At 69.2% G+C, this 25,160-nt stretch carries 33 protein-coding genes; 23 read left to right on the forward strand and 10 right to left on the reverse strand.

What is annotated here, in order from left to right; translation table 11 throughout:
* The first annotated feature begins 38 nt into the window (after positions 1 to 38).
* Together C6I20_RS10630 and C6I20_RS17840 are read left to right on the forward strand one after the other, a co-directional pair.
* Positions 39 to 410 (forward strand): thioesterase family protein, encoded by a 372-nt coding sequence (locus C6I20_RS10630; protein ID WP_118395944.1) that lies wholly within the window; start codon positions 39 to 41, stop codon positions 408 to 410.
* A 27-nt stretch (positions 411 to 437) separates the two neighbouring features.
* Positions 438 to 512: a 50S ribosomal protein bL37 gene (locus tag C6I20_RS17840; RefSeq protein WP_370249596.1), complete on the forward strand. Its 75-nt coding sequence runs from the start codon at positions 438 to 440 to the stop codon at positions 510 to 512.
* Between the two features lie 47 nt (positions 513 to 559).
* Here C6I20_RS17840 and rsrA read toward each other — a convergent pair whose 3' ends face one another.
* The 4 genes from rsrA to C6I20_RS10650 form a co-directional block, all read right to left on the reverse strand.
* Positions 560 to 829 (reverse strand): mycothiol system anti-sigma-R factor, encoded by a 270-nt coding sequence (rsrA, locus tag C6I20_RS10635; RefSeq protein ID WP_118395945.1) that lies wholly within the window; start codon positions 827 to 829, stop codon positions 560 to 562.
* Positions 826 to 1,455, reverse strand: a complete 630-nt coding sequence (locus C6I20_RS10640) for a sigma-70 family RNA polymerase sigma factor (RefSeq protein ID WP_174232951.1) — start codon at positions 1,453 to 1,455, stop codon at positions 826 to 828. The genes rsrA and C6I20_RS10640 overlap by 4 nt, the downstream gene beginning before the upstream one ends.
* 122 nt (positions 1,456 to 1,577) lie before the next feature.
* Entirely contained in the window at positions 1,578 to 2,309 is a 732-nt protein-coding gene (locus C6I20_RS10645) for an SOS response-associated peptidase (protein ID WP_118395947.1), read from the reverse strand.
* Between the two features lie 37 nt (positions 2,310 to 2,346).
* Positions 2,347 to 3,000 carry a hypothetical protein gene (locus tag C6I20_RS10650; protein WP_118395948.1) on the reverse strand — a complete coding sequence of 218 codons (654 nt, stop codon included), beginning with the start codon at positions 2,998 to 3,000 and terminating at the stop codon, positions 2,347 to 2,349.
* Between the two features lie 121 nt (positions 3,001 to 3,121).
* On the opposite strand from C6I20_RS10650, the gene C6I20_RS10655 reads away from it, so the two are divergent.
* From C6I20_RS10655 to ykgO, 8 genes are all read left to right on the forward strand, one after another.
* On the forward strand, positions 3,122 to 4,750 hold the full coding sequence (locus C6I20_RS10655) for a sigma-70 family RNA polymerase sigma factor (RefSeq protein ID WP_118395949.1): 1,629 nt from the start codon (positions 3,122 to 3,124) through the stop codon (positions 4,748 to 4,750).
* 45 nt (positions 4,751 to 4,795) lie between these two features.
* Positions 4,796 to 5,281, forward strand: coding sequence for a DoxX family protein (locus C6I20_RS10660; protein ID WP_118395950.1), 486 nt, complete (start codon positions 4,796 to 4,798; stop codon positions 5,279 to 5,281).
* Positions 5,282 to 5,330: 49 nt separating this feature from the next.
* Positions 5,331 to 6,617, forward strand: a complete 1,287-nt coding sequence (gene aroA, locus C6I20_RS10665; RefSeq protein ID WP_118398817.1) for a 3-phosphoshikimate 1-carboxyvinyltransferase — start codon at positions 5,331 to 5,333, stop codon at positions 6,615 to 6,617.
* The gene (gene rsgA / locus C6I20_RS10670; protein WP_118395951.1) at positions 6,614 to 7,600 is read left to right on the forward strand and encodes a ribosome small subunit-dependent GTPase A; all 987 of its coding nucleotides are present in this window, start codon (positions 6,614 to 6,616) and stop codon (positions 7,598 to 7,600) included. The genes aroA and rsgA overlap by 4 nt, the downstream gene beginning before the upstream one ends.
* A gap of 54 nt (positions 7,601 to 7,654) precedes the next feature.
* On the forward strand, positions 7,655 to 8,584 hold the full coding sequence (locus C6I20_RS10675; RefSeq protein WP_371682636.1) for an inositol monophosphatase: 930 nt from the start codon (positions 7,655 to 7,657) through the stop codon (positions 8,582 to 8,584).
* A gap of 70 nt (positions 8,585 to 8,654) precedes the next feature.
* Positions 8,655 to 9,086 carry a CBS domain-containing protein gene (locus C6I20_RS10680; protein ID WP_118395953.1) on the forward strand — a complete coding sequence of 144 codons (432 nt, stop codon included), beginning with the start codon at positions 8,655 to 8,657 and terminating at the stop codon, positions 9,084 to 9,086.
* A 91-nt stretch (positions 9,087 to 9,177) separates the two neighbouring features.
* On the forward strand, positions 9,178 to 9,588 hold the full coding sequence (gene arfB / locus C6I20_RS10685; RefSeq protein WP_118395954.1) for an alternative ribosome rescue aminoacyl-tRNA hydrolase ArfB: 411 nt from the start codon (positions 9,178 to 9,180) through the stop codon (positions 9,586 to 9,588).
* A 58-nt stretch (positions 9,589 to 9,646) separates the two neighbouring features.
* Positions 9,647 to 9,769 carry a type B 50S ribosomal protein L36 gene (gene ykgO, locus C6I20_RS10690; RefSeq protein ID WP_118398819.1) on the forward strand — a complete coding sequence of 41 codons (123 nt, stop codon included), beginning with the start codon at positions 9,647 to 9,649 and terminating at the stop codon, positions 9,767 to 9,769.
* Here the strand turns inward: ykgO and C6I20_RS10695 are convergent.
* Positions 9,750 to 10,664, reverse strand: a complete 915-nt coding sequence (locus C6I20_RS10695; protein WP_162891261.1) for a GNAT family N-acetyltransferase — start codon at positions 10,662 to 10,664, stop codon at positions 9,750 to 9,752. The two genes, ykgO and C6I20_RS10695, sit on opposite strands and share 20 nt — an antisense overlap.
* Positions 10,665 to 10,769: 105 nt before the next feature.
* On the opposite strand from C6I20_RS10695, the gene C6I20_RS10700 reads away from it, so the two are divergent.
* Together C6I20_RS10700 and C6I20_RS10705 are read left to right on the forward strand one after the other, a co-directional pair.
* Positions 10,770 to 10,949: a hypothetical protein gene (locus C6I20_RS10700; RefSeq protein ID WP_162891262.1), complete on the forward strand. Its 180-nt coding sequence runs from the start codon at positions 10,770 to 10,772 to the stop codon at positions 10,947 to 10,949.
* Between the two features lie 49 nt (positions 10,950 to 10,998).
* Positions 10,999 to 11,694, forward strand: coding sequence for a pyrimidine reductase family protein (locus C6I20_RS10705; RefSeq protein WP_118395957.1), 696 nt, complete (start codon positions 10,999 to 11,001; stop codon positions 11,692 to 11,694).
* Positions 11,695 to 11,730: 36 nt separating this feature from the next.
* On the opposite strand, the gene C6I20_RS10710 is transcribed toward C6I20_RS10705, so the two are convergent.
* Positions 11,731 to 12,150: a hypothetical protein gene (locus C6I20_RS10710; protein WP_118395958.1), complete on the reverse strand. Its 420-nt coding sequence runs from the start codon at positions 12,148 to 12,150 to the stop codon at positions 11,731 to 11,733.
* Positions 12,151 to 12,241: 91 nt separating this feature from the next.
* Between C6I20_RS10710 and C6I20_RS10715 the strand changes: the two genes are divergently transcribed.
* Entirely contained in the window at positions 12,242 to 13,384 is a 1,143-nt protein-coding gene (locus tag C6I20_RS10715) for an acyl-CoA dehydrogenase family protein (protein WP_118395959.1), read from the forward strand.
* Positions 13,385 to 13,402: 18 nt separating this feature from the next.
* On the opposite strand, the gene C6I20_RS10720 is transcribed toward C6I20_RS10715, so the two are convergent.
* Both C6I20_RS10720 and C6I20_RS10725 read right to left on the reverse strand, forming a co-directional pair.
* Positions 13,403 to 14,080 carry a haloacid dehalogenase type II gene (locus C6I20_RS10720; protein ID WP_216822859.1) on the reverse strand — a complete coding sequence of 226 codons (678 nt, stop codon included), beginning with the start codon at positions 14,078 to 14,080 and terminating at the stop codon, positions 13,403 to 13,405.
* Between the two features lie 9 nt (positions 14,081 to 14,089).
* On the reverse strand, positions 14,090 to 15,445 hold the full coding sequence (locus tag C6I20_RS10725) for an NAD(P)/FAD-dependent oxidoreductase (protein WP_118395960.1): 1,356 nt from the start codon (positions 15,443 to 15,445) through the stop codon (positions 14,090 to 14,092).
* 187 nt (positions 15,446 to 15,632) lie between these two features.
* On the opposite strand from C6I20_RS10725, the gene C6I20_RS10730 reads away from it, so the two are divergent.
* A complete protein-coding gene (locus tag C6I20_RS10730) occupies positions 15,633 to 16,718 on the forward strand; it encodes an alkene reductase (protein ID WP_118395961.1) in 1,086 nt (361 codons plus the stop codon).
* Positions 16,719 to 16,782: 64 nt separating this feature from the next.
* On the opposite strand, the gene C6I20_RS10735 is transcribed toward C6I20_RS10730, so the two are convergent.
* Complete coding sequence (locus tag C6I20_RS10735) at positions 16,783 to 17,874, reverse strand: NAD(P)/FAD-dependent oxidoreductase (protein ID WP_118395962.1); 1,092 nt, start codon at positions 17,872 to 17,874, stop codon at positions 16,783 to 16,785.
* Positions 17,875 to 17,992: 118 nt separating this feature from the next.
* Between C6I20_RS10735 and C6I20_RS10740 the strand changes: the two genes are divergently transcribed.
* The 9 genes from C6I20_RS10740 to C6I20_RS10780 all read left to right on the forward strand — a co-directional run bounded on the left by C6I20_RS10740 (position 17,993) and on the right by C6I20_RS10780 (position 24,533).
* Complete coding sequence (locus C6I20_RS10740) at positions 17,993 to 18,700, forward strand: histidine phosphatase family protein (RefSeq protein WP_118395963.1); 708 nt, start codon at positions 17,993 to 17,995, stop codon at positions 18,698 to 18,700.
* A 10-nt stretch (positions 18,701 to 18,710) separates the two neighbouring features.
* Positions 18,711 to 19,292 carry a DUF3090 domain-containing protein gene (locus tag C6I20_RS10745; RefSeq protein ID WP_118395964.1) on the forward strand — a complete coding sequence of 194 codons (582 nt, stop codon included), beginning with the start codon at positions 18,711 to 18,713 and terminating at the stop codon, positions 19,290 to 19,292.
* Positions 19,289 to 20,056 (forward strand): SCO1664 family protein, encoded by a 768-nt coding sequence (locus C6I20_RS10750; RefSeq protein ID WP_254052114.1) that lies wholly within the window; start codon positions 19,289 to 19,291, stop codon positions 20,054 to 20,056. The genes C6I20_RS10745 and C6I20_RS10750 overlap by 4 nt, the downstream gene beginning before the upstream one ends.
* Entirely contained in the window at positions 20,056 to 20,883 is an 828-nt protein-coding gene (locus C6I20_RS10755; protein ID WP_118395965.1) for an NAD-dependent epimerase/dehydratase family protein, read from the forward strand. The genes C6I20_RS10750 and C6I20_RS10755 overlap by 1 nt, the downstream gene beginning before the upstream one ends.
* A 40-nt stretch (positions 20,884 to 20,923) precedes the next feature.
* A complete protein-coding gene (locus C6I20_RS10760) occupies positions 20,924 to 21,220 on the forward strand; it encodes a DUF503 domain-containing protein (protein WP_118395966.1) in 297 nt (98 codons plus the stop codon).
* Between the two features lie 9 nt (positions 21,221 to 21,229).
* Positions 21,230 to 21,844 (forward strand): FMN-binding negative transcriptional regulator, encoded by a 615-nt coding sequence (locus C6I20_RS10765; RefSeq protein ID WP_118395967.1) that lies wholly within the window; start codon positions 21,230 to 21,232, stop codon positions 21,842 to 21,844.
* Between the two features lie 133 nt (positions 21,845 to 21,977).
* Positions 21,978 to 23,027: a CoA ester lyase gene (locus C6I20_RS10770; RefSeq protein ID WP_118395968.1), complete on the forward strand. Its 1,050-nt coding sequence runs from the start codon at positions 21,978 to 21,980 to the stop codon at positions 23,025 to 23,027.
* Between the two features lie 8 nt (positions 23,028 to 23,035).
* Complete coding sequence (locus C6I20_RS10775) at positions 23,036 to 23,920, forward strand: CoA ester lyase (protein ID WP_118395969.1); 885 nt, start codon at positions 23,036 to 23,038, stop codon at positions 23,918 to 23,920.
* A gap of 13 nt (positions 23,921 to 23,933) precedes the next feature.
* The gene (locus C6I20_RS10780) at positions 23,934 to 24,533 is read left to right on the forward strand and encodes a hypothetical protein (protein WP_162891263.1); all 600 of its coding nucleotides are present in this window, start codon (positions 23,934 to 23,936) and stop codon (positions 24,531 to 24,533) included.
* Between the two features lie 52 nt (positions 24,534 to 24,585).
* On the opposite strand, the gene C6I20_RS17125 is transcribed toward C6I20_RS10780, so the two are convergent.
* A complete protein-coding gene (locus C6I20_RS17125) occupies positions 24,586 to 24,756 on the reverse strand; it encodes a hypothetical protein (protein ID WP_162891264.1) in 171 nt (56 codons plus the stop codon).
* Between the last annotated feature and the right edge of the window lie 404 nt (positions 24,757 to 25,160).

Genomic DNA, 25,160 nt, shown 5'->3' on the forward strand with positions numbered 1-25,160 from the left:
CCGTACTGGCCCCTCGGAGCAGGCCGTACGGTTGCCGCATGGACACCGCCACCGTCACTCACCTGGTCACCGCAGACGACACAGCCCGGGCTCTCGGGTCGGGCGATCTCGACGTCCTGGCCACTCCGCGGGTCCTGGCCTGGTGCGAGGAGGCCACGTGCGCCGCGCTCGATCTCGACGCGGCGCAGACCAGCGTCGGCACCCGGGTCGACCTGGAGCATCTGGCTGCCAGCCCGGTCGGCGCGCGGGTGACCGCGACGGCAACCGTCGTCCACACCGACGGTCGACTCGTACGTTTCCAGGTCGCGGCCCACGATGCTGGTGGCACGCTCGTGGCGACCGGGGAGGTCCGCCGGGTCGTGGTGGACCGGGAGCGATTCCTGGCCCGAATCGCGCCTGTGGGAGACTGAGGCGTCGACTTCGGAGGAGGAACACCAATGGGCAAGACAGGCCGCAAGCGTCGTGCGCGTCGCAAGAAGGGCGCCAACCACGGCAAGCGCCCCAACTCGTGAAACAAAGAAGTCCCCGTCCGATGGACGGGGACTTCTTCGATGACGGCCTACTGGCTCGAGCGTTGCTCGGTGATCTCGATCTGAACCGTGCGGATCGAGAACAGCACCTTCTCGCGCAGTGGCTGTGGTGCGACCTCGGAGCACGACCGTGACACCAGCGACTTCACGACCCGCTCGAGGTCGTACTCGCTGAGGCAGGCAGTGCACTCGTCGATATGGGTCTGAATCTCCGCACAGCTCGCGGTGTCGATCTCCTCGTCGAGGAAAAGGTACAGATTTTCCAGCGCCTTGACGCAGTCCGGGCCCTCACAGCTCATTTCTTGTCACCTGCTGACGTGACGGCCATGCCACGGTCGCGGGCATAGTCCGCGAGCATCTCGCGCAGCATCCGACGACCCCGGTGCAATCGGGACATCACGGTGCCGATCGGCGTGTCCATGATCTCGGCGATCTCCTTGTAGGGGAAACCTTCGACATCGGCGAGGTAGACCGCATAGCGGAAGTCCTCGGGCAGCGCCTGCAGCGCATCCTTGACATCACTGTCGGGGAGGTGCTCCAGCGCCTCCATCTCGGCGGACTTGAGACCCGACGAGCCGTGCGACTCGGCCCGCGCAATCTGCCAGTCCTCGATCTCGTCCGTGATCTGCTGCGGCTGGCGCTGCTTCTTGCGGTACGAGTTGATGTAGGTGTTGGTGAGGATGCGGTAGAGCCAGGCCTTGAGGTTGGTGCCGGGCTTGAACTGGTGGAACGCGCTGAACGCCTTGGCGTACGTCTCCTGCACGAGGTCTTCCGCGTCGTGCGGGCTGCGGGTCATGCGCAGCGCAGCGGAGTAGAGCTGATCCAGGAACGGCAGGGCGTCGGTCTCGAACCGGGCCTGTTGCTGCTCCTTGGTCTCAGTCTCGCGCAGGTCAGCGCTCTCGGGGGTCTCACCGGTGACGATCATTGTCTCCCAGCCTACTCCCGGCTGTGCGGGCCTGCTGAGGGGCGTGATCGCCCGTCCGGCAGTGTTGGTTGCGTAAGTCAGCATCAGACCTCCTGCGCTCTTCAACCGCCAGGAGGGGCCGGCTATTCCGGGGGCAGCGGCACGATCAGCTCGGGACCGTTGTTGCGCACGTTGTTGACCGCCGTCGACACCGCAAACGCGTCGAGCCGGCCCGGAGCCGCGGGGATCAACAGCTCGAGCAGCTGCTCGGTCGGCCGGGGCGTGGGATCGAGCCACGCGTCGTAGGCCGTGGGCTCGAGGAACAGCGGCATGCGGTCGTGCAGCTGGCCCAGCTGGTCCTCAGCCGTCGTCGTGAGGATCGTGAAGCTCGTGACCCACTCGTCGGACTCGCGGTCCTTCCAGAACTCATAGAGACCCGCCATCGCCAGCACCGATGCGTCCTTGGGGGTGATGTAGAACGGCTGCTTCTTGGGCTTCGGCTCGCCCTCCCGGGCGGGGCCGGTGTACCACTCGTAATAGCCGTCAGCAGGCACCAGACCTCGCCGCCTTGCAAACGCCTTCCTGAACGCGGGCTTCTCGGCGGCCGTCTCGGTGCGCGCGTTGATCATCCGGTTGCCGATCGAGGCGTCCTTGGCCCAGCTCGGGATCAGACCCCACCGAGCCGTCATCAGCTCGCGCTTGGGTGGGGCATCCGCTGCGAGCTCGTCGGGCCGTCGGCCGATCACCAACGGGGCGAGCTTGGTCGGCGCCATGTTGTAGTCGGCCTCGAGCTCGACGAAGGAGTTGACCAGGTCGGCCTCAAAGGCCTGGTTCAGCGAGGCCGAGGTCTGGGTCGTCGCGTATCGCCCGCACATGGCTCCAGCCTAGGCCGTACCTCCGACAGCGCGGTTGCTATTCCGAGAGGCCCGCGAGGACCCGGGCGACACCGTCGCACGACGGTGGAAGGTGCTCGACCCACAGCCGCGGTCGGAGGTCGCCGTCCAGGACGCGATCGAGGGTCATGGCGAGCAGGCTCATCGTCACGACGTCGGCGCGCTCCCTCGCGACCAGGGCGACGAAGCGACGCGGAGTCACCTGCGCGACGGTCTCGTCGCCGGCGAACACCGCGCGCAGCGCCTCAGCCACGTCGAGCGCCCGAAGCGACAGCTCCAGTCCGTGACCTTGGTGATCACGCGGCAGCTCGACGACGACCAGCGCACTCGTCTCAGCCACCTGCCGACCAGCCCGCTCGGCGCCGCGATAGATCTCGGTGAGCCTCGAACGGACGTGCGGTGTGCTGGCCAAGGATGTCAGCGGGTCCTCGCACGAGACGTCCGCCCGCAGGAGCATGGCCCGCTCGGCCCACCCCAGCGCGGCTGCGCGCGTCGTCGTGAAATCCGGTTCGTGCCCGGCATACGCCCGCTCCACGTGGTCCAAGACCTCGTGGAGCGGGATGCCCAGCAGTGCTGCACTCGCTCCCACCTCGAGTGCAACCTCCGCAATGTCCGACCGGCCGTCACGGACGGCCTCTCCGAGGAGCGCAACGTTCAAGCCCGAGCTGAACATGTGGTGCCCCCTTTCGCGGTCGGACAGTGATGAGACGGGCGAGCCGAAAGGTCATGACGCGATATCGGCCACACATTCGTGACCGGGCCATGAATGGGTCGTTGAACAGCACGTGTCGGACATGCGCATCATCGGGGTCGAGTCGAGTGACGCCGAGCTGATCGGCGCGGTGCGCGGTGGCGACACGGCCGCGTACGGCTTGCTGTTCGACCGACACCGCGGCGCAGCAACAGGCCTGGCCCGTCAGCTCGTGCCCGGCCCGGACGCCGACGACCTTGTCGCCGAGGCCTTCGTTCGTGTGCTCGCGGTCCTCCAGGCCGGCAAGGGGCCCGACGAGTCGTTCCGTGCCTACCTCCTGACCTCCGTACGCCGGCTCCACATCGACCGGATTCGCCAACAGAAGCGGGTGCGGCCCACGGGTGACGAGGCCGAGCTCGATCGGGCGGTGGAGTTCGTCGATCCCGCCGAGATGTCGTTCGAGCAGGGCGCTGCCGCCACGGCGTTTGCGACCCTGCCGGAGCGCTGGCAGCTCGTGCTGTGGCACCTCGACGTCGAGGGCCAGAAGCCTGCGGACATTGCGCCCCTGCTCGGCATGAGCGCCAACAGCGTTTCCGCGCTGGCATACCGAGCGCGAGAAGGCCTGCGACAGGCCTATCTGCAAAGCCATCTCGCGCCGACGCTGCACGTCAGCTGCCGCCGCACGACCAGCCTGCTGGGGGCTTACGTCCGACACGGACTCTCGTCCCGGGACACGGCCCGCGTCGAGACCCACCTCGACGAGTGCAGCCGTTGCACCGGGATCCAGCTCGAGCTCGCCGAGGTCAACTCAAGTCTCTCCGGGTTGTTGGGACCCGCCCTGCTGGGGTCTGCAGCGAGCGGCTATCTCGCCGCGGGCGGGGCCGCCGCGTGGGTCGGGGTCGGGGTTGCCGCAGGTTCCAAGGGCCTCGTCGGCACGGCCGTGGAAGCAGCCCTGGCACCGTTCAAGGCCGTCGGTGGCGTGGTGTCGGCCGCCGGGGCACAGGGCGTCGTGGCGGCGACCGTCGTCGCCGCGGTCGGCGCAGCCGGCGCCATCGCGGTCACGTCCGGACTCGTCGGCAGCGACGGCAGCGACGGCAGGCCCACCGCGTCGGGCGTCCACTCCGCCCCGTCACCACCTTCTCCCTCCGCGGACCCGTCCAGCCCAACCGAGCCGGAGCCTAAGCCAACGGTCGATCCGACGACGGTGCCGACACCCGTACCAAGCGAAATCCCGTCCCCAGTGGTCGAACCTGTGCCGGAAGCCGATCCACCGTCGGTCACCGAGCCCGAGTCCACGCCCGAGCCCGAGTCCACGCCCGAGCCCGAGCCGACGCCCGAACCTGAACCCGTCGCGCCGACCGACTACGGCATCGCCGGGGTGCGGGTCACGAACGACAGCACGCTTCTGCAGCGCCGCATCACCGTCGACCTCGCCGCGGTCAACACCGGCCGGGCCGTCGACGAGACCGTGACGATCACGATGTCCTTCGACAGCTCCGTCGTGTTCCGCGGAGTCGCCAGTCCGGGCTGGAGCTGCGGGCCCGCGGTCCGCAACCAACGGCTCCGCACATTGACCTGCACCAGTCGGCTGGCCGCGGGTGAGGGCACGACGTTCGTCGCCAAGGCCATCGGCCTGCTTCCCCGTGGCAGCGTGACCATCTCAGCGGCGGACGACCCGGTGGCTGCCAACAACTCGGCGACCTTTCGCTCCGGCCTGTGGCCGCTCAGCTGACTCCCCCGGGGTTGCCTCCGTGCACGGTTCGGGTATGAATGAGACATGACCCTCCTGCGTACGGTGGCCCGTCCGATGCTCGCCTCGATGTTCGTCTACGGCGGCGCCATGGCGCTCAAGGATCCGGGCGCCCGATCGGCCAAGGCTCAGCCGACGGCTGATCGGCTCAAGCAGCTGGCCCCGGAGCTGCCGATCACCGGACCCAACCTGGTCCGCTTCAACGGCGCAGCCCAGCTCCTGGGCGGGCTCGCCCTCGCCTCGGGACGCTCCCCCCGACTCGCCGCTTTCGGTCTGGCTGCGACTCTGCCCGCCACGACGTTCGCCGGACACCAGTACTGGAACGAGAGCGACCCGGCAGCGCGAGCCAACCAGCGCACCCATTTCCTCAAGAACGTCTCGATGGCCGGCGGCCTGCTGATGGCAACGCTCGACCCGGACCCGCACAAGAAGTTCATCGGTCGTCGTGCCAAGGATCGCGTCAACGACGCCGCGGCATCTGTGGTCGACCAGATCGACCACCTCCGCAGCTGAACCTCGGGACGTCCCGGTCCGAAGGACGTACGCCGATAGGCTGGTGGCGATGACTGCCCCTCTGCCTTGGCTCGCGCCCTACCGCGACACGCCCATCGACGGCACCGTGCTGGTCCCGGGCTCCAAGTCCCTGACCAACCGGGTGCTGATCCTCGCCGCGCTCGCCGACGGCCCGTCCGTGATCACCCGACCACTGGGATCGCGTGACACGACCCTGATGCTCGGTGCCCTGACCGCCCTCGGAGCAACCATCCAGCGTGACGGCATGACGTGGACCGTCACCCCGATCCATCGCGGTGCACCCGACCACGAGCCGGTCGCGGTCGACTGTGGCCTGGCCGGCACGGTCATGCGCTTCGTCCCCGTCCTGGCGGCACTGGGCAGCAGCGACGTGACGCTGGACGGTGACGAGCACGCACGCGTACGGCCCATGGGCACCACGATCGACACCCTCCGCGGGCTGGGCGTCACGGTCAACGACGGCGGCCGCGGCGCGCTCCCGTTCACGGTCACCGGCAACAAGCACATCACCGGCGGCACGCTCGAGATCGATGCGTCCTCCTCGAGCCAGTTCGTCTCGGCACTGCTGCTGGCCGCCCCCCACTTCGATCTGGGACTGGACCTGCGGCACGTCGGCGCGGCGCTGCCGTCGATGCCGCACATCGACATGACCGTCGCTGAGCTCCGCCGCCGCGGCGTGCGGGTCGACACCGGCGACACCAACCGGTGGAACGTCCATCCTGGTCCGGTGGACTCGCTGGACGTCGAGATCGAGCCGGACCTGTCCAATGCCGGGGTCTTCATCGCCGCCGCGCTGGTGACCGGCGGCACGATCCGCATCCGCAACTGGCCCAAGCACACCGACCAGGCCGGCGACGCCTGGCGCACGATCGTGCCGGCATTCGGCGGATCGGTCGAGCGCGACGGCACGGACCTGGTCTTTGCCGCGGGATCGACGCTGGACGGTGTCGAGCTCGACCTGCACGACGTCGGCGAGCTGACCCCCGTCATCGCGGCGATCGCCGCGCTGGCGACCGGCCCGTCCAGGCTGACCGGAGTGGCACACCTGCGTGGGCACGAGACCGACCGGCTCAAGGCGCTGGTCACCGAGATCAACCGTCTCGGGGGTGACGCGAACGAGCTCGACGATGGTCTGGAGATCCGCCCGCAGGCGTTGACCGGTGCAACGTTCCAGACGTACGACGATCACCGCATGGCACACGCCGGCGTCGTGCTCGGCCTGCGGGTCCGCGACCTGTTCGTCGAGAACGTCGTGACGACAGTCAAGACGTACCCCAACTTCGCCCCCGTCTGGGAGCGGCTGATGCTCACATGAGGGATGACGACGAGCACGCCAGGTTCGAGCGTCCGCGCCGGCACACCAAGCCGCGCACCAAGATCCGGCCCAACTACGACGAGGCCGACACCGCACGGGTCGTGACGATCGACCGTGGCCGTTACACCGTGACGCTGGACGATGCGGGTCGCACGATCACCGCGATGAAGTCCCGCAACCTCGGCCGCAAGGGCGTCGTGGTCGGCGACCGGGTCAGGGTCGTCGGCGATGTGTCCGGCGATGACGGCTCCTTGGCCCGCATCGTCGAGGTCACCCCACGACAGACCGTGCTGCGTCGCACGGCAGACGATGACGACCCGATCGAGCGCATCATCGTCGCGAACGCCGATCAGCTCGTCATCGTGGCCGCGCTGGCCGACCCCCCGCCCCGCGCGGGCCTGATCGACCGCTGCCTCGTGGCCGCGTTCGACGCCGGCATGGAGCCGCTGGTCTGCCTCACCAAGTCCGACCTCGGCTCCCCTGACGAGATCATCGCGATGTTCGAGCCGCTCGGTGTCCGGGTCGTCGTGACCCGACAGGGCGGCGATCTCGATGCCGTACGCGACGTGCTGCGCGACCGGGTCAGCGTCCTGGTCGGGCACAGCGGGGTCGGCAAGTCGACGCTGGTCAACGCCGTGGTGCCCGATGCGCACCGATCGGTCAGCTACGTCAACGCCGTCACCGGACGCGGCCGTCACACCTCCACGTCCGCGATCAGCCTGGAGCTGCCGTTCGGCGGCTGGATCATCGACACCCCGGGCATCCGCTCGTTCGGTCTCGCTCACGTCGAGATCGACGACCTGATCAAGGCATTTCCCGACCTGCAGGACGTGACGAGAGACTGTCCCCGCGGGTGCCTGCACTCGGCAACCGAGCCCGAGTGCGCGCTCGACATCGCGGTCGCCGACGGGACGCTTGCGCCCGAACGGGTCGAGTCGTTCCGGCGCATCCTGGCCAGCATGAACACCAAGGACGATCACTGATCGAACGTTGACGGCCCGCCATCCGCCGCCAGTGGCCCACAAAGCCGTACTCTGATGGCCATGGCTCACTCGTACAACGACGATCTGCGCCTCGCTCATGTGCTGGCGGACAATGCCGACAGCCTTTCGATGGACCGTTTCGGCGCGATAGACCTGCAGGTCGACACCAAGCCGGACATGACCTACGTGACCGAGTCCGACCAGGCTGTCGAAGCCGCCATTCGGCGCAACCTCAAGTCCGCCCGCATCCGTGACATCGTCCTCGGCGAGGAGAACGGCGAGGTCGAGGGCACTTCGGGCCCCGGCGGCCGGCGCTGGATCATCGATCCGATCGACGGCACCTCCAACTTCGTCCGCGGCGTCCCGGTATGGGCGACCCTGATCGCCCTGGAGGAGGACGGCGAGATCACCGCCGGCTGCGTGTCAGCACCGGCTCTGGGTCGGCGTTGGTGGGCCAGCAAGGGCACCGGCGCACACACCGGCAAGTCCCTGTTGGCGTCGCGCCAGATCCACGTCTCGCAGGTCTCCGACCTGGGCAGCGCATCGATGTCCTACGCCTCGCTCGGCGGTTGGGAGGCCATCGGCAAGGGCGACGCTTTCGCCGCCATGCTGAGGCGCTGCTGGCGCACCCGGGCCTATGGCGACTTCTGGTCCTACATGCTCCTGGCCGAGGGCGCTGTCGACATCGCGGCCGAGCCTGAGCTCAAGGTCTGGGACATGGCAGCGCTCGACATCGTGGTTCGGGAGGCCGGCGGCACGTTCACGAGCCTGGCCGGGCAGCCCGGCCCGTGGGGTGACAACGCCCTGGCGACCAACGGCCGCCTGCACGATGCCGCCATGGCGTATCTCGGGCATTTTCCGGACCAGGGTCCGCCCGACCTGTCGTGGACCGACGAGCCGGAGTCCGACGACGAGCCACCGCGCGAGCCCGACAACGTGCGCAACTTTGACTTCACTCGCGATCAGACCGACGGGGCCACGTAGGCGAAGTACCTCGCCTTCGGGTGTGACCAGGGTTACGCTGCGAGCACACGACCTGAGGAGTGTGTCCCGTATGCGCGTGAGCGATGTCCTGGCTTCCAAAGGAAGCGATGCTGTCTACACCATCACCCCCGAATCGACGATCCGTGAGCTGCTCGACGTATTGGCCGAGCTCAATGTCGGAGCCCTGGTCGTCAGCGACGATGGCAAGACGATGCGTGGGATCGTGTCGGAGCGCGACATCGTCCGCAAGCTGAGGACGACCGAGAACGCCCGCGACATGACCGTCGCGGACATCATGACGGTGGATGTGCAGATGTGTGCCCCGGCGGACTCCTTCGGCGGCCTCATGGCGATCATGACCGAGCACCGCGTGCGCCACATCCCAGTCATCGACGACGGCCTGCTGGTCGGCGTGGTCAGCATCGGCGACGCAGTCAAGTACCGCATGGAGCAGCTCGAGTTCGAGCGCGACCAGCTCAACAACTACGTCGCCGGCGGCTGACCGGTGCGCACCTGGTGCGCACTTTGCCGTGCGGACCACCCGGCAACGAGCGCGAGCACCAGGCACCCCACGTGCCGCATACTTGCGGACGATGACTCATGACGGACGCCTGTCCCTGCCCGAGAGCGAGATGGCCTGGCGGTTCTCTCGCTCTTCGGGTGCCGGCGGCCAGCACGTCAACACGACCGACACCCGCGTCGAGCTGATCTGGTCGCTCGACGACACCAGCGCGCTCTCCCCCACCCAGAAGGAGCTCGTCCGGCAACGGCTGAGCAACCGTCTGGTCGACGGGACGATCACGGTGGTGTCGTCGCAGTACCGGTCGCAGCACCGCAATCGCGAAGCCGCGCGTGTGCGCCTGGAGGACCTCGTGTCCGGCGCGATGGTGCCGTCCAAGCCCCGCCGTCCGACCCGGCCGAGCCGCGGCGCGAAGCAACGTCGGATTGACGCCAAGAAGCGCCGGGGCTCGCTCAAGCAGGGCCGATCCGGATCGTGGGAATAGCTGCTACCTGACAATGGTTGTCATCTATGCGGGATTCGCCCGCACAGAAAGGCTCATCATGAAGGTCCGCAGCTCACTTCGATCTCTCAAAAATCAGCCCGGCTCGCAGGTCGTCCGCCGCCACGGTCGGACGTTCGTCATCAACAGGAACAACCCTCGCCTCAAGGCACGTCAGGGCTGAGCGTGATCCGCCACGTCTGGAACTCGGCCACGATCCGCATACCCAGACGCTGGTAGAGACCGAGCGCACCGGTGAGCCCTGAGGTCGAGAGCTCACCGGTCGCGCATCCCCGACGTCGGCCCGCCTCGAAGGCCTCGGCGAGCAGTTCCTGGGCAATCCCCTGGCCACGGCGGTCGGCGCGGACCGCGAGCTGCGGGATCCACGTCGTGCCGGCGCTGTCGTGCACCATCGCGACGCCGATGACCTCGCCAGCCGCACGCGCAACGCGGAAGTGCTCGACCGCCACGCCCACGCGGTCGACGAACAACGTGCGCCAGTCCCGGTACGACCGAGCGATCCGGCCGTCCCACTCCGCGAACGCGTCCTCGATCACCGAGTACACCGCGGTCGCGTCGTCCTCGCTGAAGCCGCCGATCGTGACGTCGGACGGCAGCTCGTGTCGGGACAGCGGCTCGTCGGGCTCCATGCGCAGCACCCAGTCTCGGTAGGTGCGCTCGTATCCGCGGCGCTGCATGAGGTCCGCCGCGGCGAGATCGGCGACCGCCGACTCCTGCAGGCCGTGCGACAACCCACGATCGCGAGCGCGGTCCTCGACCCAGGCCGCGAGTGCGCTGCCCAGCCCGCGGCCCAGACGGCTCGGATGGACGTCGACCGCGAGATGGTGCCGGTCGTCGACCAGGGCGCCAGCGGCCATGACCCGGCCGTCGAAGATCCCGATCGAGTCCGCGGCGAGGTCGATGCCTGGCGTCGACCACTGGCCGGCGATGTCGGTCGCGTCGACGAACGACTCACCCATGAAGTGCCGCTCGCACGCGCCGACCAGTGTCGCCACCGCCGCAGCGTCGGACATCGTGAATGGCCGCGCGCTGAATCCGGGCGGTACCTGAAGGGGCATGCCGACCATTCAACCCTGCGCCACTCCTCTGTGGCCGGGGATGACCAGATGATTGAGATCCCCTGTCACGGGTACGCCTCGGCTACGCCAATCGAGGAGGAACACATGACCGTCGCGCCCCCCGAGCCCGCACAGGATCCGACCATGCCCGGCGAGGCCCAGCCCGGCTCACCACAGGCCCCGGACCTTCCCGACCCGGCCTTCCCCGAGGTGCTCCCAGGCGGCGATCCCGGCCCGGGCGAGGCGCCCGATCCGGAGCCGGAGACCCAGCCGGCGCCCAGTTGAGCTTGCGCTGGCAGTCCAGCGGTACCGCGGCTTCCGTAGGCTGCCACCCATGACCTTGGACGTCGACGAGATCGAACGGCTCTATGCCTATCCCGCGACCGAGCGTCCATGGGTGCGGACCAACTTCGTGTCTACCCTCGACGGCGCCGCCACCGGCACCGACGGCCGGTCCGGCACGCTGGGCGGCGACACCGACACCCGGGTCTTTGCCCTGCTCCGCTCGCTGTCGGACGTGATCGTCGTGGGCGCGGGGACCGCACGGGACGAGGCGTACGCCGACTACGAGGTCGACACTGACCTGCGTGGGCGCCTGGGACTGTCACCCATCCCCGCGATGGCGCTGATCAGCCGCCGCCTCGACATCCCGCAGCACCTGCTCGTGGCGGACAACCTGGTCGTCACGACTGCCGACGCCGATCCGGCCCGGCTCGCGACCCTGCGGGAGTCGGTCGAGGTCATCGCGGTGGGCGACGGCGAGATCGACTGGCCGGACGTCCTGACGATCTTCGCCGACCGCGGCTGGACCCGAGTCCTGTGCGAGGGCGGCCCCAGCCTGCACGGCGAGCTCGTCGCTCACGACCTGGTCGACGAACTGTGCCTCACGATCGCACCGATCCTCGCCGCGGGGGGTGCCCCACGCATCTCGCACGGCGCCCACACCGTCGACCAGCAGATGAGACTTGCGCACGCGATCGAGGCCGACGGCGGGCTACTGACCCGGTGGGTCCGCGACCGGGACCGATAGGCTGCGGACGCGCAGCATCCTTCGGCTCCACTCCCCTCAGCCGGAGGTACGTCCGACCGCCAGGAGCCCTCCCATGCGGATGAGCAAGATCCACCGAGCCGTCGTCGCGGGCGTCGCGACGATGATCGCGACGGCCACCGTCGTCACCTTCACCCGCGGCGAGCCCACCGTCCCGACGCAGATTGCGTCTCTTCCGGGCGCGGCCACCGCCGGATCTCCCATCGTCTCCGGCAGCACGTCCGTCCCCGATGACGCGGCGTCCGAGGCGCCGCCGGCGGACGATCCCGGGTCCCCGCGCGACTCGGCCGCGACAGCCAGCACACCGACGACGAGTCCGACCGGCACGACCGTGCCACGATCTCCCGCGACAGCCCCGGCTTCGGCCCCGTCGTCCGCAACGCCCGCGGAGCCGCCGGCAGAGCCTGCGCCGGCTCCGTCGCCGACGCCGACGCCCACCAAGACACCCAAGAACTTGCTGGAGATCTTGCTCGGGGGCTAGCCGCCTCTAGGGTGGAACCCACCGACCCGCACGACCCGAGGAGACTGCATGCCCGCGACCCGTCTGATGCCGACCGAGGAGTCCGCGGACCTGATCGCGCTGACCCGCGACATCGTGGCCAAGGAGCTCGCACCGGTCGTCGCGGGGTTCGAACGCGACGCGATGTTCCCCCGCGAGCTGTTCCGCGTGCTCGGACGCGCCGGGTTGTTGTCGCTGCCCTATCCCGAGGAGTTCGGCGGGGGCGACCAGCCGTACGAGGTGTACCTCCAAGTCCTCGAGGAGATCGCTGCGGCGTCGGCCTCGGTCGGCGTCGGCGTCAGCGTCCACGCCCTCTCGTGCTTCGGCCTGTTCACCGCCGGCACTCAGGAGCAGAAGGAGCGCTGGCTGCCGGAGATGTTGTCAGGCGATCAGCTCGGGGCGTACTGCCTGTCCGAGGCACACGCCGGATCGGACCCCGCCGCGATGCGCACCCGCGCGGTGCGTGACGGCGACTCGTACGTCATCAACGGTGCGAAGGCGTGGACGACCCACGGCGGCCAGGCCGACTTCTACAAGGTCATGGCCCGGACCTCTGATGACGGCGGACGTGGCATCTCGTGCTTCCTGGTCCCGGCCGACACCGCCGGCCTGACCGCAGACAACCCCGAGGACAAGATGGGGCTGATGGGCTCGACCACCGCGACGATGCTTTTCGACGACGTCCGCATCCCGGTCGAGCGCCGGTTGGGCGAGGAGGGGCAGGGGCTTTCGATCGCCCTGGCCGGGCTCGACTCGGGCCGGCTGGGCATCGCCGCCGTCGCGACGGGCCTCGCGCAGGGCGCACTGGACGCTGCGGTTGCCTATGCCAAGGAGCGCCAGGCGTTCGGCAAGGCGATCATCGACCACCAGGGCCTCGGATTCGTGCTGGCAGACATGGCCGCGGCGGTCGAGTCGGCCCGCGCGACCTACCTCGCCGCAGCCCGCCTCAAGGACGCTGGCCGGCTGTTCTCCCGCCAGGCCTCGATCGCGAAGCTGGTCTGCACCGACAACGCCATGAAGGTCACGACCGACGCCGTGCAGGTGCTCGGCGGCGCCGGCTACACCAAGGACTTCCCGGTCGAGCGCTACATGCGCGAGGCCAAGGTCATGCAGATCTTCGAGGGCACCAACCAGATCCAGCGCCTCGTCATCAGCCGCGACCTCGCCCGCTGACCCGTTTCGTCACCGTAATCAGGTGATCGCGTCGGCGAGCTCGACCAGGTCGTTCGCCTCAACCTCCGGCGGACGGAAGTACGACGGATAGCCCGCCGCACCGCGGCGCAGCCAGCCCGTCCTGAGGCCCGCTCGCGCCGCCCCGTCGATGTCCCACGGGTGCGTGGCGACCAGCATCGCGTCCGCCGCGGCAACCCCGCACTGCGTCAGGGCGTGCGCGTACGCGCCCGAAGCCGGCTTCCACGCGGGGCCGTCCGCCACGGTCATGAGGCGTTCGAGGTCGTCGAGCACGCCGACTCGACCCAGCAGTCCCTCCGCCACGGAAGTCGAGCCGTTGCTCAGCGTGACGAGCCGGATGCCGGCCGAGCGAAGTGCGCGGATGCCGGCCACGACGTCAGGGTGCGGCTCGAGCGCGCCAAAGGTCGCCATGACGGTGTCGGCCGCTGCGGCTGCCTCCTGCTCGGGCATCCGGGAGGCCAGCCGGATCCGGAGCGACTCGGCGGCCAGCACGGCGAAGTCCGGGTTGTCGCCCACGCTGGTCAACGCGAAGCCGTCACGCAGGAGTCCGGCGAACCAGGCCTCGCGCTCGTGCGCCGCGAGGCCGACCTGTTCGAACGCCCGCGCGAGCGGGCTCATGTCCGACAGCGTCTCGTTGACGTCGAAGACGATCAGGGCGGGCGTCGTGTGCTGTGGCACGGGACCTCCTCAGGACTCCTCGAGGATCGATCGGGCCATCTCGGCACCGACCCGCAGCGCGCCGTCGACGTGCTGGAAGCCGAGCCCTGCGACATCGGAGCTGCCGATCTGGATCGGGCCCGCAGCCTCGCGCAGCCGTGGCCCGAACCGGGTCAGTCCGCCGAGGTCGAAGCTCGATCCGTACGCCCCGCTGCCGAGCTCCTCGGAGGTCCAGTCGCTCTCGAAGTACGTCGCGGGCTCGCCGGCGGCCGGCCCGAAGTACGTCTGCAGCGAGCTCAGGATGACCTCACGTCGGCGCTCGGCGGAGAGCGCCAGCACGGCGTCGGCCTGCAGGTCCGAGACGAAGCCCACCAGTGTCCCCCGCGACTCGTCGTGATTGGTGTTGTCGTACGCCTCGTGGACGACCTCGTACGGGCTGAACGCCGTGCCGGACAGCCCGGCACCCCGCCAGAACGGCGTGTCGTAGGTCGCGTGCACCTTGATGACCTGGCCGAACGAATGGTGCTGACGGGTCTCGCGCTGGATCGACGGCAACGGCGGCTCGAACCGGATGCGCATCACGGCGGTCGGTGGCACCGCGATCACGAGGTGCCGGGCCGCGATCGTGAGGCCCCCACAGGTCACCATGACGCCGTCGGCGGTCCAGCTGACCTTCTCGACGTCGTGGCCCGTGCGCACCGCCTCGCCCAGCCGCTCTGCGAGGGTCAGGGGCACCTTCTGCAGGCCGCCGATGACGCGCCGGTCGAGGATGAACTCCGAGTCGACCAGATTGCTGAAGCTGCCGGCGCTGGCCGCCATGTGCACGGCCTGCAGGGCCGAGAAGGTGTGGGCCGGCTTGGTCAGCATGGCCTGCGCGATGAACATCGCGATGTTGTCGCGTGCCTCCTGGTCGTCACAGGTCTGCTCGAGCCAGCCGAGGAAGGTCACCTGGTCGAGGGCCACGGCACCGGGCATGTCCCACGGTCGCGACGGATCCATCTGTGCCGAGAGGTCGTCGAGCAGCCCGGTCACTCGGGTCATCTCGGCCTCGACGGTCGGCGCCACCGGCAGCACCTCGCCGGTGAAGGTCCGTCGCTGCCCGTCGAGCCCGACGTAGACCGACTCCCCCTCGCGATGCCGTTCGAACGTCTCCAGGCCCAGCTCGTCGAGCATTGCAAGCAACGCCTCCTGGTCCGGCGAGACCCACTGCCCGCCGATCTCCAGATCGACGCCGTCGACCTCGTCGGTCCACAACCGCCCACCGACCCGGTCGCGGGACTCCAGCACCACGACGGACCGACCACCCGCACCCAGGGCGTACGCCGCCGAGAGCCCGGTCGCGCCCGCGCCGACCACCAGCACGTCAACTTGCTCGTCTGCACTCATCTGCTCAGATCCTCACCTGGTCGCAACGTGCTCATTCAATCCTGCCCGGGGTCACAAGGCGAGAGCATGCCTGGATCGGTGCTCGGGCAGTACCCCTGAGCCATCCGCGAACCGCAACTCGAGGCTCTGTCGGATAGTTCACACACCTCGGACGGAATGCCTCAGCACGCCGGTGGTTGAAATCTGTATGACCAATCTCTTCGACCAGCTGACCGTGGGTTCCTGGACCCTCCCCAACCGGATCGTCATGGCACCCCTGACGCGCAACCGTGCCGAGGAGGGAGGCATCCCCGGTGACCTCGCGGCGCAGTACTACGGCCAGCGCGCCTCGGCCGGGCTGATCATCACCGAGGGATCGCAGCCCAGCGCGGTCGGCCAGGGCTACCTCAACACCCCGGGCTTCCACAGCCCCGAGCAGCTCGCGGGCTGGAGCCGCGTCGCGGAGGCGGTCCACGCCAAGGGCGGCCACATCGTCGCGCAGCTGATGCACGCAGGACGCATCGCGCACACCGACAACACCGGCGGCCAGGACATCATCGCGCCGAGTGCCATCCAGGCCCCCGCGCAGATCATCACCGCCAACGGTCCCCAGGACTATCCGACTCCCCGGGCCCTCGAGCTCTCCGAGATCCCCGGCGTCGTGCAGGACTACGTCACTGCTGCACGCAACGCCATCGACGCGGGTCTCGACGGCGTCGAGGTGCACGCGGCCAACGGCTACCTGATCCACCAGTTCCTGGCGCCGGGATCCAATGAGCGCACCGATGAGTACGGCGGATCTCCCGAGAACCGCGCCCGCTTCGCGATCGAGGTCACCCGCGCGGTCGCCGAGGCCATCGGCGCCGACAAGGTCGGCATCCGGATCTCCCCGGCCCACAACATCCAGGGCGCGACCGAGCCCGACCCTGCCGACGTCGCGGCGACGTACACCGCGCTCGTGGAGGCCATCGCACCGCTCGGCCTGGCGTACCTCAGCGTGCTCGCCAATCCCAGCCTCGAGCTGATCCAGGACCTGCGCAAGACGTTCGGCGGCGTGTTCATCGCGAACACCGGCTTCGCCAGCATCACGACCAAGGACTCTGCCCAGGCCCTGCTGGACGCCAATCTCGCCGACGCCATCGCGGTCGGTCGACCCCTGCTGGCCAACCCCGACCTGGTCGAGCGCTGGAGGACCGACGCCGTGCTTAACGAGCCCAATGGCGCCACGTTCTACGGCGGCGGCGCCGAGGGCTACGTCGACTACCCGTTCCTGGACGGCTCGACCGCAGCCTGATCCAGCACCACCCGAGGGTCCGTGCCGCCGATCGGCGGCGCGGGCCCTTGGTGCTTCCCGGGACCTACTGTCCGTCGGGGCGGTAGCGGACGAGCCACCGCCGGTCCACCAGACGTTTGAGCCGCAGGGCCAGGGTGCCGTACCACCACCACCGCCCCCGGACTGCGAGACCCACACCGGCGCCGAGATCGAGGATCGCGAGTGCCCGGCGCTGCGGCTCGTACGTCGGCAGCGGCTCCGTGCGGAGCCGCGCCAGCAGGCTGCGGTGCAGCACAGGCCCCTGCCGCACGCCGTGCACACCGACGCGCGGCAGAGGTCGCGGCAGGAAATGTGCGCAGTCCCCCGCGGCGTAGATCTCGTCGCGGTCGACGTGCTGGAGCGTCGCACGCACCGGCACGCCACGCTCGTCGCCGAGCCCCAGCTCGGCCACCAGCGGGGGCGCGACGAGCCCGGTCGCGAGCAGCGCGACGTCGTGGCCCAGTTTGGTGTCGTCGGCGAACCGCAGGTCTCGCTCCCCCACGTGAGCGACCAACCGGCCCGTGCGGACGTCGATGCCACGAGCGTCGAGCAACCGTTGCATGCGTCGTCGAGCGCCCCGAGGCAGGTCGGCGCCGACCCGCGGGCCGGACTCCACGAGCCGGACCGTGGTCACGTGCGGGTGCACCGCAAGGTGGGCGGCCAGCTCGAGCCCGGTCGAGCCACCTCCCACGACCGTGACGGTCGCTCCGTTCGCCGCGAGTGCGGCCGATCCCAGCCGGCCGTCCAGACCCGCGAGCTCACTCAGTGGCTTGACCCGCAGCACGGCGGGGTCGATGGTCAGTCCCGATGTCGCTGCCACGCTGCCGATGTTGATCGACAGCACGTCATACGCGATCTCGGCACCGCCGGCCGTCCGCGCCGTGCGCTGATCCAGATCCAGCCCCGTCAACAGGTCCTCGTGGAACGTCACGCCGGCAGCCTCGGCAAGCGCCCGCACGTCGAGGCGCCCCGCATCGGGTGGCAACGTGCCCGCAGCGGTCGCGGAGGCCACACCGCTGTAGTGGAAGTAGCGCGGCGCCAGCAGCCGCACCCGATAGCCGGCCGCGATGAGACTCTCGGCATGCGTGACGACATACAGATGGGCATGTCCGGCGCCCACCAGGAGCAGCTCCGTCACGCAGTCACCACGGGTTGGACACGAAGGCGACGTTGTTCATGACCCGAGCGTACGTGGACGGGTGGTGCCGACCCGTCGGCCAGAGACCCGCTCGTGCCGCCCCACTACGCTCGCAGGCATGACCACAGTCATCCTCGTCCGGCACGGACGCACCACCGCCAACGCCAGCGGCGTCCTGGCCGGCCGAACCGCAGGTGTGCGGCTCGACAAGACCGGGCGCGACCAGGCGGCGCGCGCAGGCGAGCGGCTGGCCGTCGTGCCGTTGGTCGGCGTCGTCTCGAGCCCGCTGGAACGCTGTCGGCAGACCTCGCGAGCGATCCTCGACCAGCAGACCGGCGCGCCTGCGACACCCGTCGACAAGGGCATCATCGAGTGTGACTACGGGCAGTGGCAGGGCCGATCGCTCAGTGAGCTCGGAGCAGAGGACCTCTGGTCCGTCGTGCAGACCCAGCCATCGGCCGCGACCTTCCCCGGTGGCGAGTCGCTGCCGGCGATGCAGGCCCGGGCGGTCGACGCGATCCGGCGTCGGGACGCTGCCTTCGAGGCCGAGCACGGGCCTCAAGCAGTCTGGGCCGCGGTGAGCCACGGCGACATCATCAAGTCGATCCTGGCCGATGCGCTCGGGATGCACCTCGACCTGTTCCAGCGCATCAATGTCGATCCCGCCTCGGTCTCGATCGTGCGATACGGCACCTCTCGGCCCACCGTCCTGGCCATGAACACGCATGCGGGAGACCTGTCCTGGCTCCGCTCGACCAGCGCTTCCCCGGACGCCCAGGTCGGCGGCGGGGCGGGGCCAGAGGCGCCCGCTTCGGCTCGCTTCTAACATTGACGACATGGCACCCCTCGTCCATGGATTCGACTGGCCCGACCGACTCGTCGTCGGGACCGTCGGCCAACCCGGAGAACGCACGTTCTTCCTTCAGGCCCGCGCCGGCAAGCAACTCGTCAGCGTCGCGCTGGAGAAAGAGCAGTCCGCTGCCCTGGCCGAGCGCATTGAGGAGGTTCTCGACGAACTGATGGCCCAGGACGGCAACCCGTACAGCGTCCCGGCGCTGACTCCCGAGGGCCTGGTCGACAACGACCCGCTGGACCAGCCCGTCGAGGAGCAGTTCCGTGCCGGTGCGATGGGCCTGGGCTGGGACCCGTCGACCGCGCAGATCGTGATCGAAGCCTTCCCGATCGTCGAGATCGACGCCGACGACCTCGACCTGGGCGAGCTCGACCTGGAGGAGATCGACGTCGTCGAGATCGAGCCCACCGAGGTCATGGTGGTCCGGATCCCGGTCGGCACCGCCCGCGCCTTCGCCAAGCGCACGCGAGAGGTCGTCGGGGCAGGTCGACCGATCTGTCCGCTCTGTCGGATCCCGATGGACTCCGACGAGCACGTGTGCGAGCTGCCCGACGGGTTCCGGTGACGACCCGGGTCGACCTGATCGACGACGACCTGGAGCTCACCGGCCGGATCATGCCCGCGTCGAACGCGACGTTCGTCGGTCGCATCGGCGAGGTCGCGGTCGTCTACAAGCCCGTGGCCGGCGAGCGTCCGCTGTGGGACTTCCCCGACGGCAATCTCGCCCACCGTGAGGTCGCGGCGTACGCGCTCTCCGAAACCCTCGGCTGGAACGTCGTGCCGCACACCTGGCTCCGCGAAGGGCCCATGGGAATCGGCATGGTGCAACGCTGGCAGGAGATCGATCCGGAGCAGGACGCCGTCGACCTGGTCGCTGCCGGCGCGACACCCGACGGCTGGCGCCACGTCCTCGACGGACTCGACGGGCAGGACCGACCCGTTGCGCTGATCCACGAGGACTCGCCTGAGCTGCGTCGGATGGCCGTGTTCGACATCATCGCGAACAACGCCGACCGCAAGGGCGGACACGTCCTCCCGATGACAGACCGTCATCGCTACGGCATCGACCACGGGCTCACCTTCCATGCCGAGCACAAGCTCCGCACGGTCCTGTGGGGCTGGCTCGGTAATGACCTGCAAGACGACGAGATCGACGGCGTCCAACGCGTTCGCACCGCGCTCGAGGCTGACCTCGGCGCGACCCTCGGCGGTCTGCTGACTGGCCGCGAGATCGAGGCGTTGACGTCGCGGTGCGACAGGTTGCTGCGGAAGCCGCAGTTCCCGGCCCCCCACGGAGAGATGCCAGCCGTGCCCTGGCCGCCGTTCTGATGGCCGGCCCGCACCTCCCGGACACCTTGCTGGTCGGCTGTGGAGACCTCGGCGCAGCCGTCGGCCGACGGCTCGCCGATCTCGGACACGGCGTCGTCGCGATCAGGCGACGTGGCGACCTCGTGCCGTCGCCCCTACGAGGCTTGTCCGCCGACCTGACCCGCGAGGTGCCCGATCTCCCCCCACTGGACCTGGCGCACCTCGTCATCGCACTCACAGCCCGTCCACGCACCGAGGAGGCCTACCGGGCGACGTACGTCGATGGCATGGGACGGGCGCTGGACGCCCTCGCGGCGTCCGGACGACAACCGCGTCGCGCCGTGCTGGTCTCCTCGACGGCGGTCTACGGCGATCTCCCACCCGATGTCCTGATCGACGAGTCGACGCCGACCCGCCCCACGGACGGCCCGGCCCGGATGCTGCTGGAGGCCGAGGAGGTCTTCGCCGACCGCGTCCCCGGCGGGACCGTGCTGCGGCTGTCCGGCCTGTACGGCGGGGACAGCACATTCCTTGTCGACCGCGTCCGCGAAGGACGGATCACCGATCCGCACCGGTGGACCAACCGGATCCATCGCAGCGATGCCGCCGCGGCGATCGTCCATCTGCTGACCCGCGCTGACGCTCCCGAACGGCTCTACGTCGGCACCGACGACGAGCCGGCCCAGCTGGGCGACGTCGCGACCCACCTCGCGGCCAGGCTCGACGCACCGACTCCGCCGCCGGCCGATCCGGCGCTCGGGCACGGCAAGCGCCTGTCGAACGCCCGGCTCCGCGCGAGTGGCTGGACTCCGGAGCACCCGACGTACCGCGAGGGATACGCCGGCTAGCTGCGGTCCCCGATCCCCGCAAAACTGCGATGATCGGGGCATGTGGATCGGTTGGATCGAATTCGACATCCTGCTGGGCGACGTGCACTCGCTCAAGGCCAAACGCTCGGTCGTCCGGCCGCTCGTGGCCGACCTTCGTCGCACGTTCACGGTCGCGGCGGCCGAGACCGGCAGCCTCGACCTGCATCGCCGTGCTGGAGTCGGGGTCAGTGTCGTGGCGGCCGACAGCCGACATGTCGTCGATGTCCTCGACGCCGTGGAGAACTTCGTCGCCGGCCGACCCGAGATCGACCTGCTGTCGGCTCACCGGGGACTCAGCCGCAGCGACGACGAATAGGCTGGTGCGGTGTACATCCCCCGCGCCAACTCGATGGACGATCCCGCAGCAGTCCGTGCGTTCGTCGAGTCGGTCGGCAGCGCCGAGATCGTGACGGTGGGGCCCGACGGCGCGCCGATGGCCACGCTGCTGCCGATCTTGTGGAGCGTCGACGGTGGCACCGTGATCGCCCATTTGGCCCGTGCCAACCCGCACTGGCGCACGATCGACGATGGCGCCGCAGCGCTCGCGATCGTCGCGGGCCCGCAGGCCTACGTGTCCCCCGGCTGGTACGCCTCGAAGGCCGAGCACGGCCGCGTCGTGCCGACGTGGAACTACTCCTCGGTGCACCTGACCGGCACGGTGCGCGTGCACGACGATCCGGTGTGGGTCCGCGACATGGTGACCCAGTTGACCGACCGCCACGAGCAGCCGCGCCCCGAGCCGTGGGCGGTGACCGACGCCCCCGCTGCGTACGTCGACAAGAATCTCCGGGCCATCGTCGGGCTCGAGATGACCGTGACCCGGGTCGAGGCCAAGGCCAAGCTGAGCCAGAACCGCTCGGATGCCGACCGGGCCGGGGTCGTCAACGGTCTGCTGGCCGAGGGCGGCGACCCAGCCGTCGCACGAGCCATGCACCCGTGACCGGGGCGCGGTAGACGCGGAATCGCCGCAGATTCCGTCACGACCTGCGACGATGTGACCCCCGCCCTAGCCGTGAGCCGGTTCGGATCGACATACTGTGACAAGTTTTGTCCTCTGCAGGAAGAGACCCAGCGTGCGCAACCCCCGAGCTTTCCTTCGTCCGCTCGCCGTCGGCGCCCCGGCACCGGCAGCCGACATCCCGTTCCGACCGAGCCGGATGATCCACTTCTTCGATCCGAGCAATCCGAAGATGCAGGCCAAGGTCCCGGAGATCGCCGCGAAGGTCGACATCATCCTGGGCAACCTCGAGGACGCGATCAAGACCGAGAACAAGGAAGCCGCCCGGCAGGGCCTGGTGGACGTCGCCAAGGCGACCGACTTCGGCCAGACCCAGCTCTGGGTCCGCATCAACAGCCTCGACTCCCCGTGGGCGCTGGACGACCTAATCACCCTGGTGACCGAGATCGGCGACAAGCTCGACGTCGTCATGGTGCCCAAGGTCGAGGGCGCCCAGGACATCCACTACATCGACCGGCTGCTCGCCCAGCTCGAGGCCCGCGCCGGCCTCGAAAGGCCGATCCTGGTGCACGCGATCCTCGAGACCGCCGAAGGCATGACCAACGTCGAGGAGATCGCCGGCGCCAGCCCACGCATGCAGGGCATCTCGCTGGGACCGGCCGATCTCGCCGCGAGTCGCCGCATGAAGACCACCCGCGTCGGTGGCGGCCACCCCGGATATCTGGTGCGCCAGGACCCGACCGGCGACGACCTGCACGCCGGCCGCACGACGTACCAGCAGGACCTGTGGCACTACACGATCGCGCGCATGGTCGACGCCTGCGCCGCCAACGACATCCTGCCGTTCTACGGACCGTTCGGGGACATCAAGGACGTCGTCGCGTGCGAGGACCAGTTCCGCAACGCATTCCTGCTCGGCTGCGTCGGCGCGTGGAGCCTGCACCCCGTGCAGATCGACATCGCTCGCACGGTCTTCTCCCCCGACCCGGCCGACGTGGCGCACGCCAAGGAGGTCGTCGAGGCGATGGGCGATGGCTCCGGTGCCGTGATGATCAACGGCAAGATGGAGGACGATGCGTCCTGCAAGCAGTGCATCGTGATGCTGGACCTCGCCAAGGCGCTCGCCGAGCGCGACCCCGAGCTCGCCGCCGCCTACGACCTCTGAGGAATCCCATGACTGACACGCTCGAGACCAGCCTGCGCCCCCGCCGCTCCGTCCTCTACATGCCCGGCGCCAATGAGCGTGCCCTCGAGAAGGCCAAGGGCATCGACGCCGACGCCCTGATCCTCGACCTCGAGGATGCCGTCGCACCCGAGGCCAAGGGCGACGCCCGTGATCGCGTGTGCGCTGCGGTGACATCGGGCGAGTACGGACACCGCGAGCTCGCGATCCGGGTCAACGGGATCGGCACCGAGTGGCACGACGCCGACATCGCCGCCGCCGCACAGGCCGGTCCCGACGCGGTCCTGGTGCCCAAGGTCAACTCCGCCGCAGAGGTCCTCCAGCTCGTCGCGGCACTCGAGCAGGCCGGCGCACCCGCGACGACGAAGCTCTGGGCCATGATCGAGACGCCGATCGCGCTGCTGCACGCCGAGGAGATCTGCGCCGCGCACGACCGGCTCACGGTCATCGTGATGGGCACCAACGACGTCGTCAACGAGACGTACGGACTGCACGTTCCGGGCCGCAACCCGCTGGTGCTCACCGCGCTGTCGCTGTCGCTGCTGGCCGCGCGGGTCGCGGGCAAGGTGATCCTGGACGGCGTCTACAACGACGTCAAGAACCTCGAGGGCTTCGAGTCCGAGGCACGTCAGGGCCGCGAGATGGGCTTCGACGGCAAGACATTGATCCACCCCAGCCAGGTCGAACCCACCAACGCGTTGTTCGGACCATCTGCCGATGAGGTCGAGCACGCCGAGGCGATGATCTCTACGTTCGAGGAGGCGAAGGCGGCCGGTCAGGGTGTCGTGACCTTCAACGGGCGCATGGTCGAGGAGCTCCACGTGCGGGACGGCCGACGAATCCTCGCCCTCGCCGACGCGATACGGTCGCGCTGATCCGAGGTCTGCCGTGACTGACGCCGAACGCCAGGAGCGACAGCGCGCCGCGCGGCAACGCGTGGAGCTTGGCGCCTTGGCACTCGAGCTGGCCGCGGCGAAGGGCTTCGCGGGTCTCACGGTCAAGGCCATGGCCGAGGCGTCCGCGCAGCCGGCCTCCGTCGTCGAGGACCTGCTGGGCCGCGACGACGACCTCGTGGAATACGTCATCGTCGAGGAGATGGGCCAGACCTTCGCCGAGATGACGGTGATGTTCGGCCACGACCTCCCGGCGCGCGACGTCGTGGTCGGCGTCTGCGCCTACGCCTACCGGCGGCTCGCCGACACCGTCACGTTCCGGGAGCTGCTGGACGCGCAGCGCCAACGGCTGATGGAGCACACGCTCGGCGACCGTCCCGAGACGCTGATCCTCGCGCGGGACTGGCTCGCCGAAGAGTACCGGCTGCTCGGCGAGCGCGCGGGCGAACCGATCGAGGCGGACGGCGCCGCGGAGTTCTCGATCCGGCTGATGCTGTCGCTGCTGACCAGCCCCCAGCTCGGCCCTGACCTGTCGGAGGACGGCGTGGTCGAGGCGATCATCCGACGGTGGCTTCTGCCGGGAATCTTCGCCTGATCAGCGGCGGGCAGGGAATGCTCCCCACCCGCCGCCCTCGTGCGCGATCTGATCAGCGCAGGCCGCGGATGCCGTAGATCTCTGAATAGATCGCGGTCTTGTGCCGCTCGACCTCGCGACGCTGTCGCACCGACTCCAGGAGCACGGCGCGATCGATCTCGGACAACTCATCCCAGGCGCGCTTGCGCCCCTTGCGGGACTCGACGTTTGACACTGTCTTCACCCCCTCTCCATCAGTTCCTGTCGTCGGATGAAGATCTGTCGGGTTCTGTGCGGGCATGAGTCGTGTATCGGGGTTCGTGGTCATGGCGCGCCTCCTTTCGTGATGGTTGGTGGACAGGGTCGGATTCGGCACAAAAAAAATGCCACTCCGGATCCAGGATCCGAAGCGGCAGAAGTGCCGACTGCTGTGGGCTACTTCAGGCGTGCTGCTCCGGAGGTTGGACCGGCGACGGACAGGGCGGCGACGAAGTCGTTTCGGCCGAGCGTCTGTGTCATGTTGTTCTCCACGGGTCCACCTCCTTGATGAGTCGAGCCTTTGCAGGCAATCCGAGAAACTTAACGCATCTCGGTACAGCCTGTAGACGCGCAGGGGTGCCGCGGTCGCCAGAAGCGTGTTCCGGCGGC

The sequence above is a fragment of the Aeromicrobium sp. A1-2 genome, from assembly GCF_003443875.1.
GTDB lineage: Bacteria > Actinomycetota > Actinomycetes > Propionibacteriales > Nocardioidaceae > Aeromicrobium.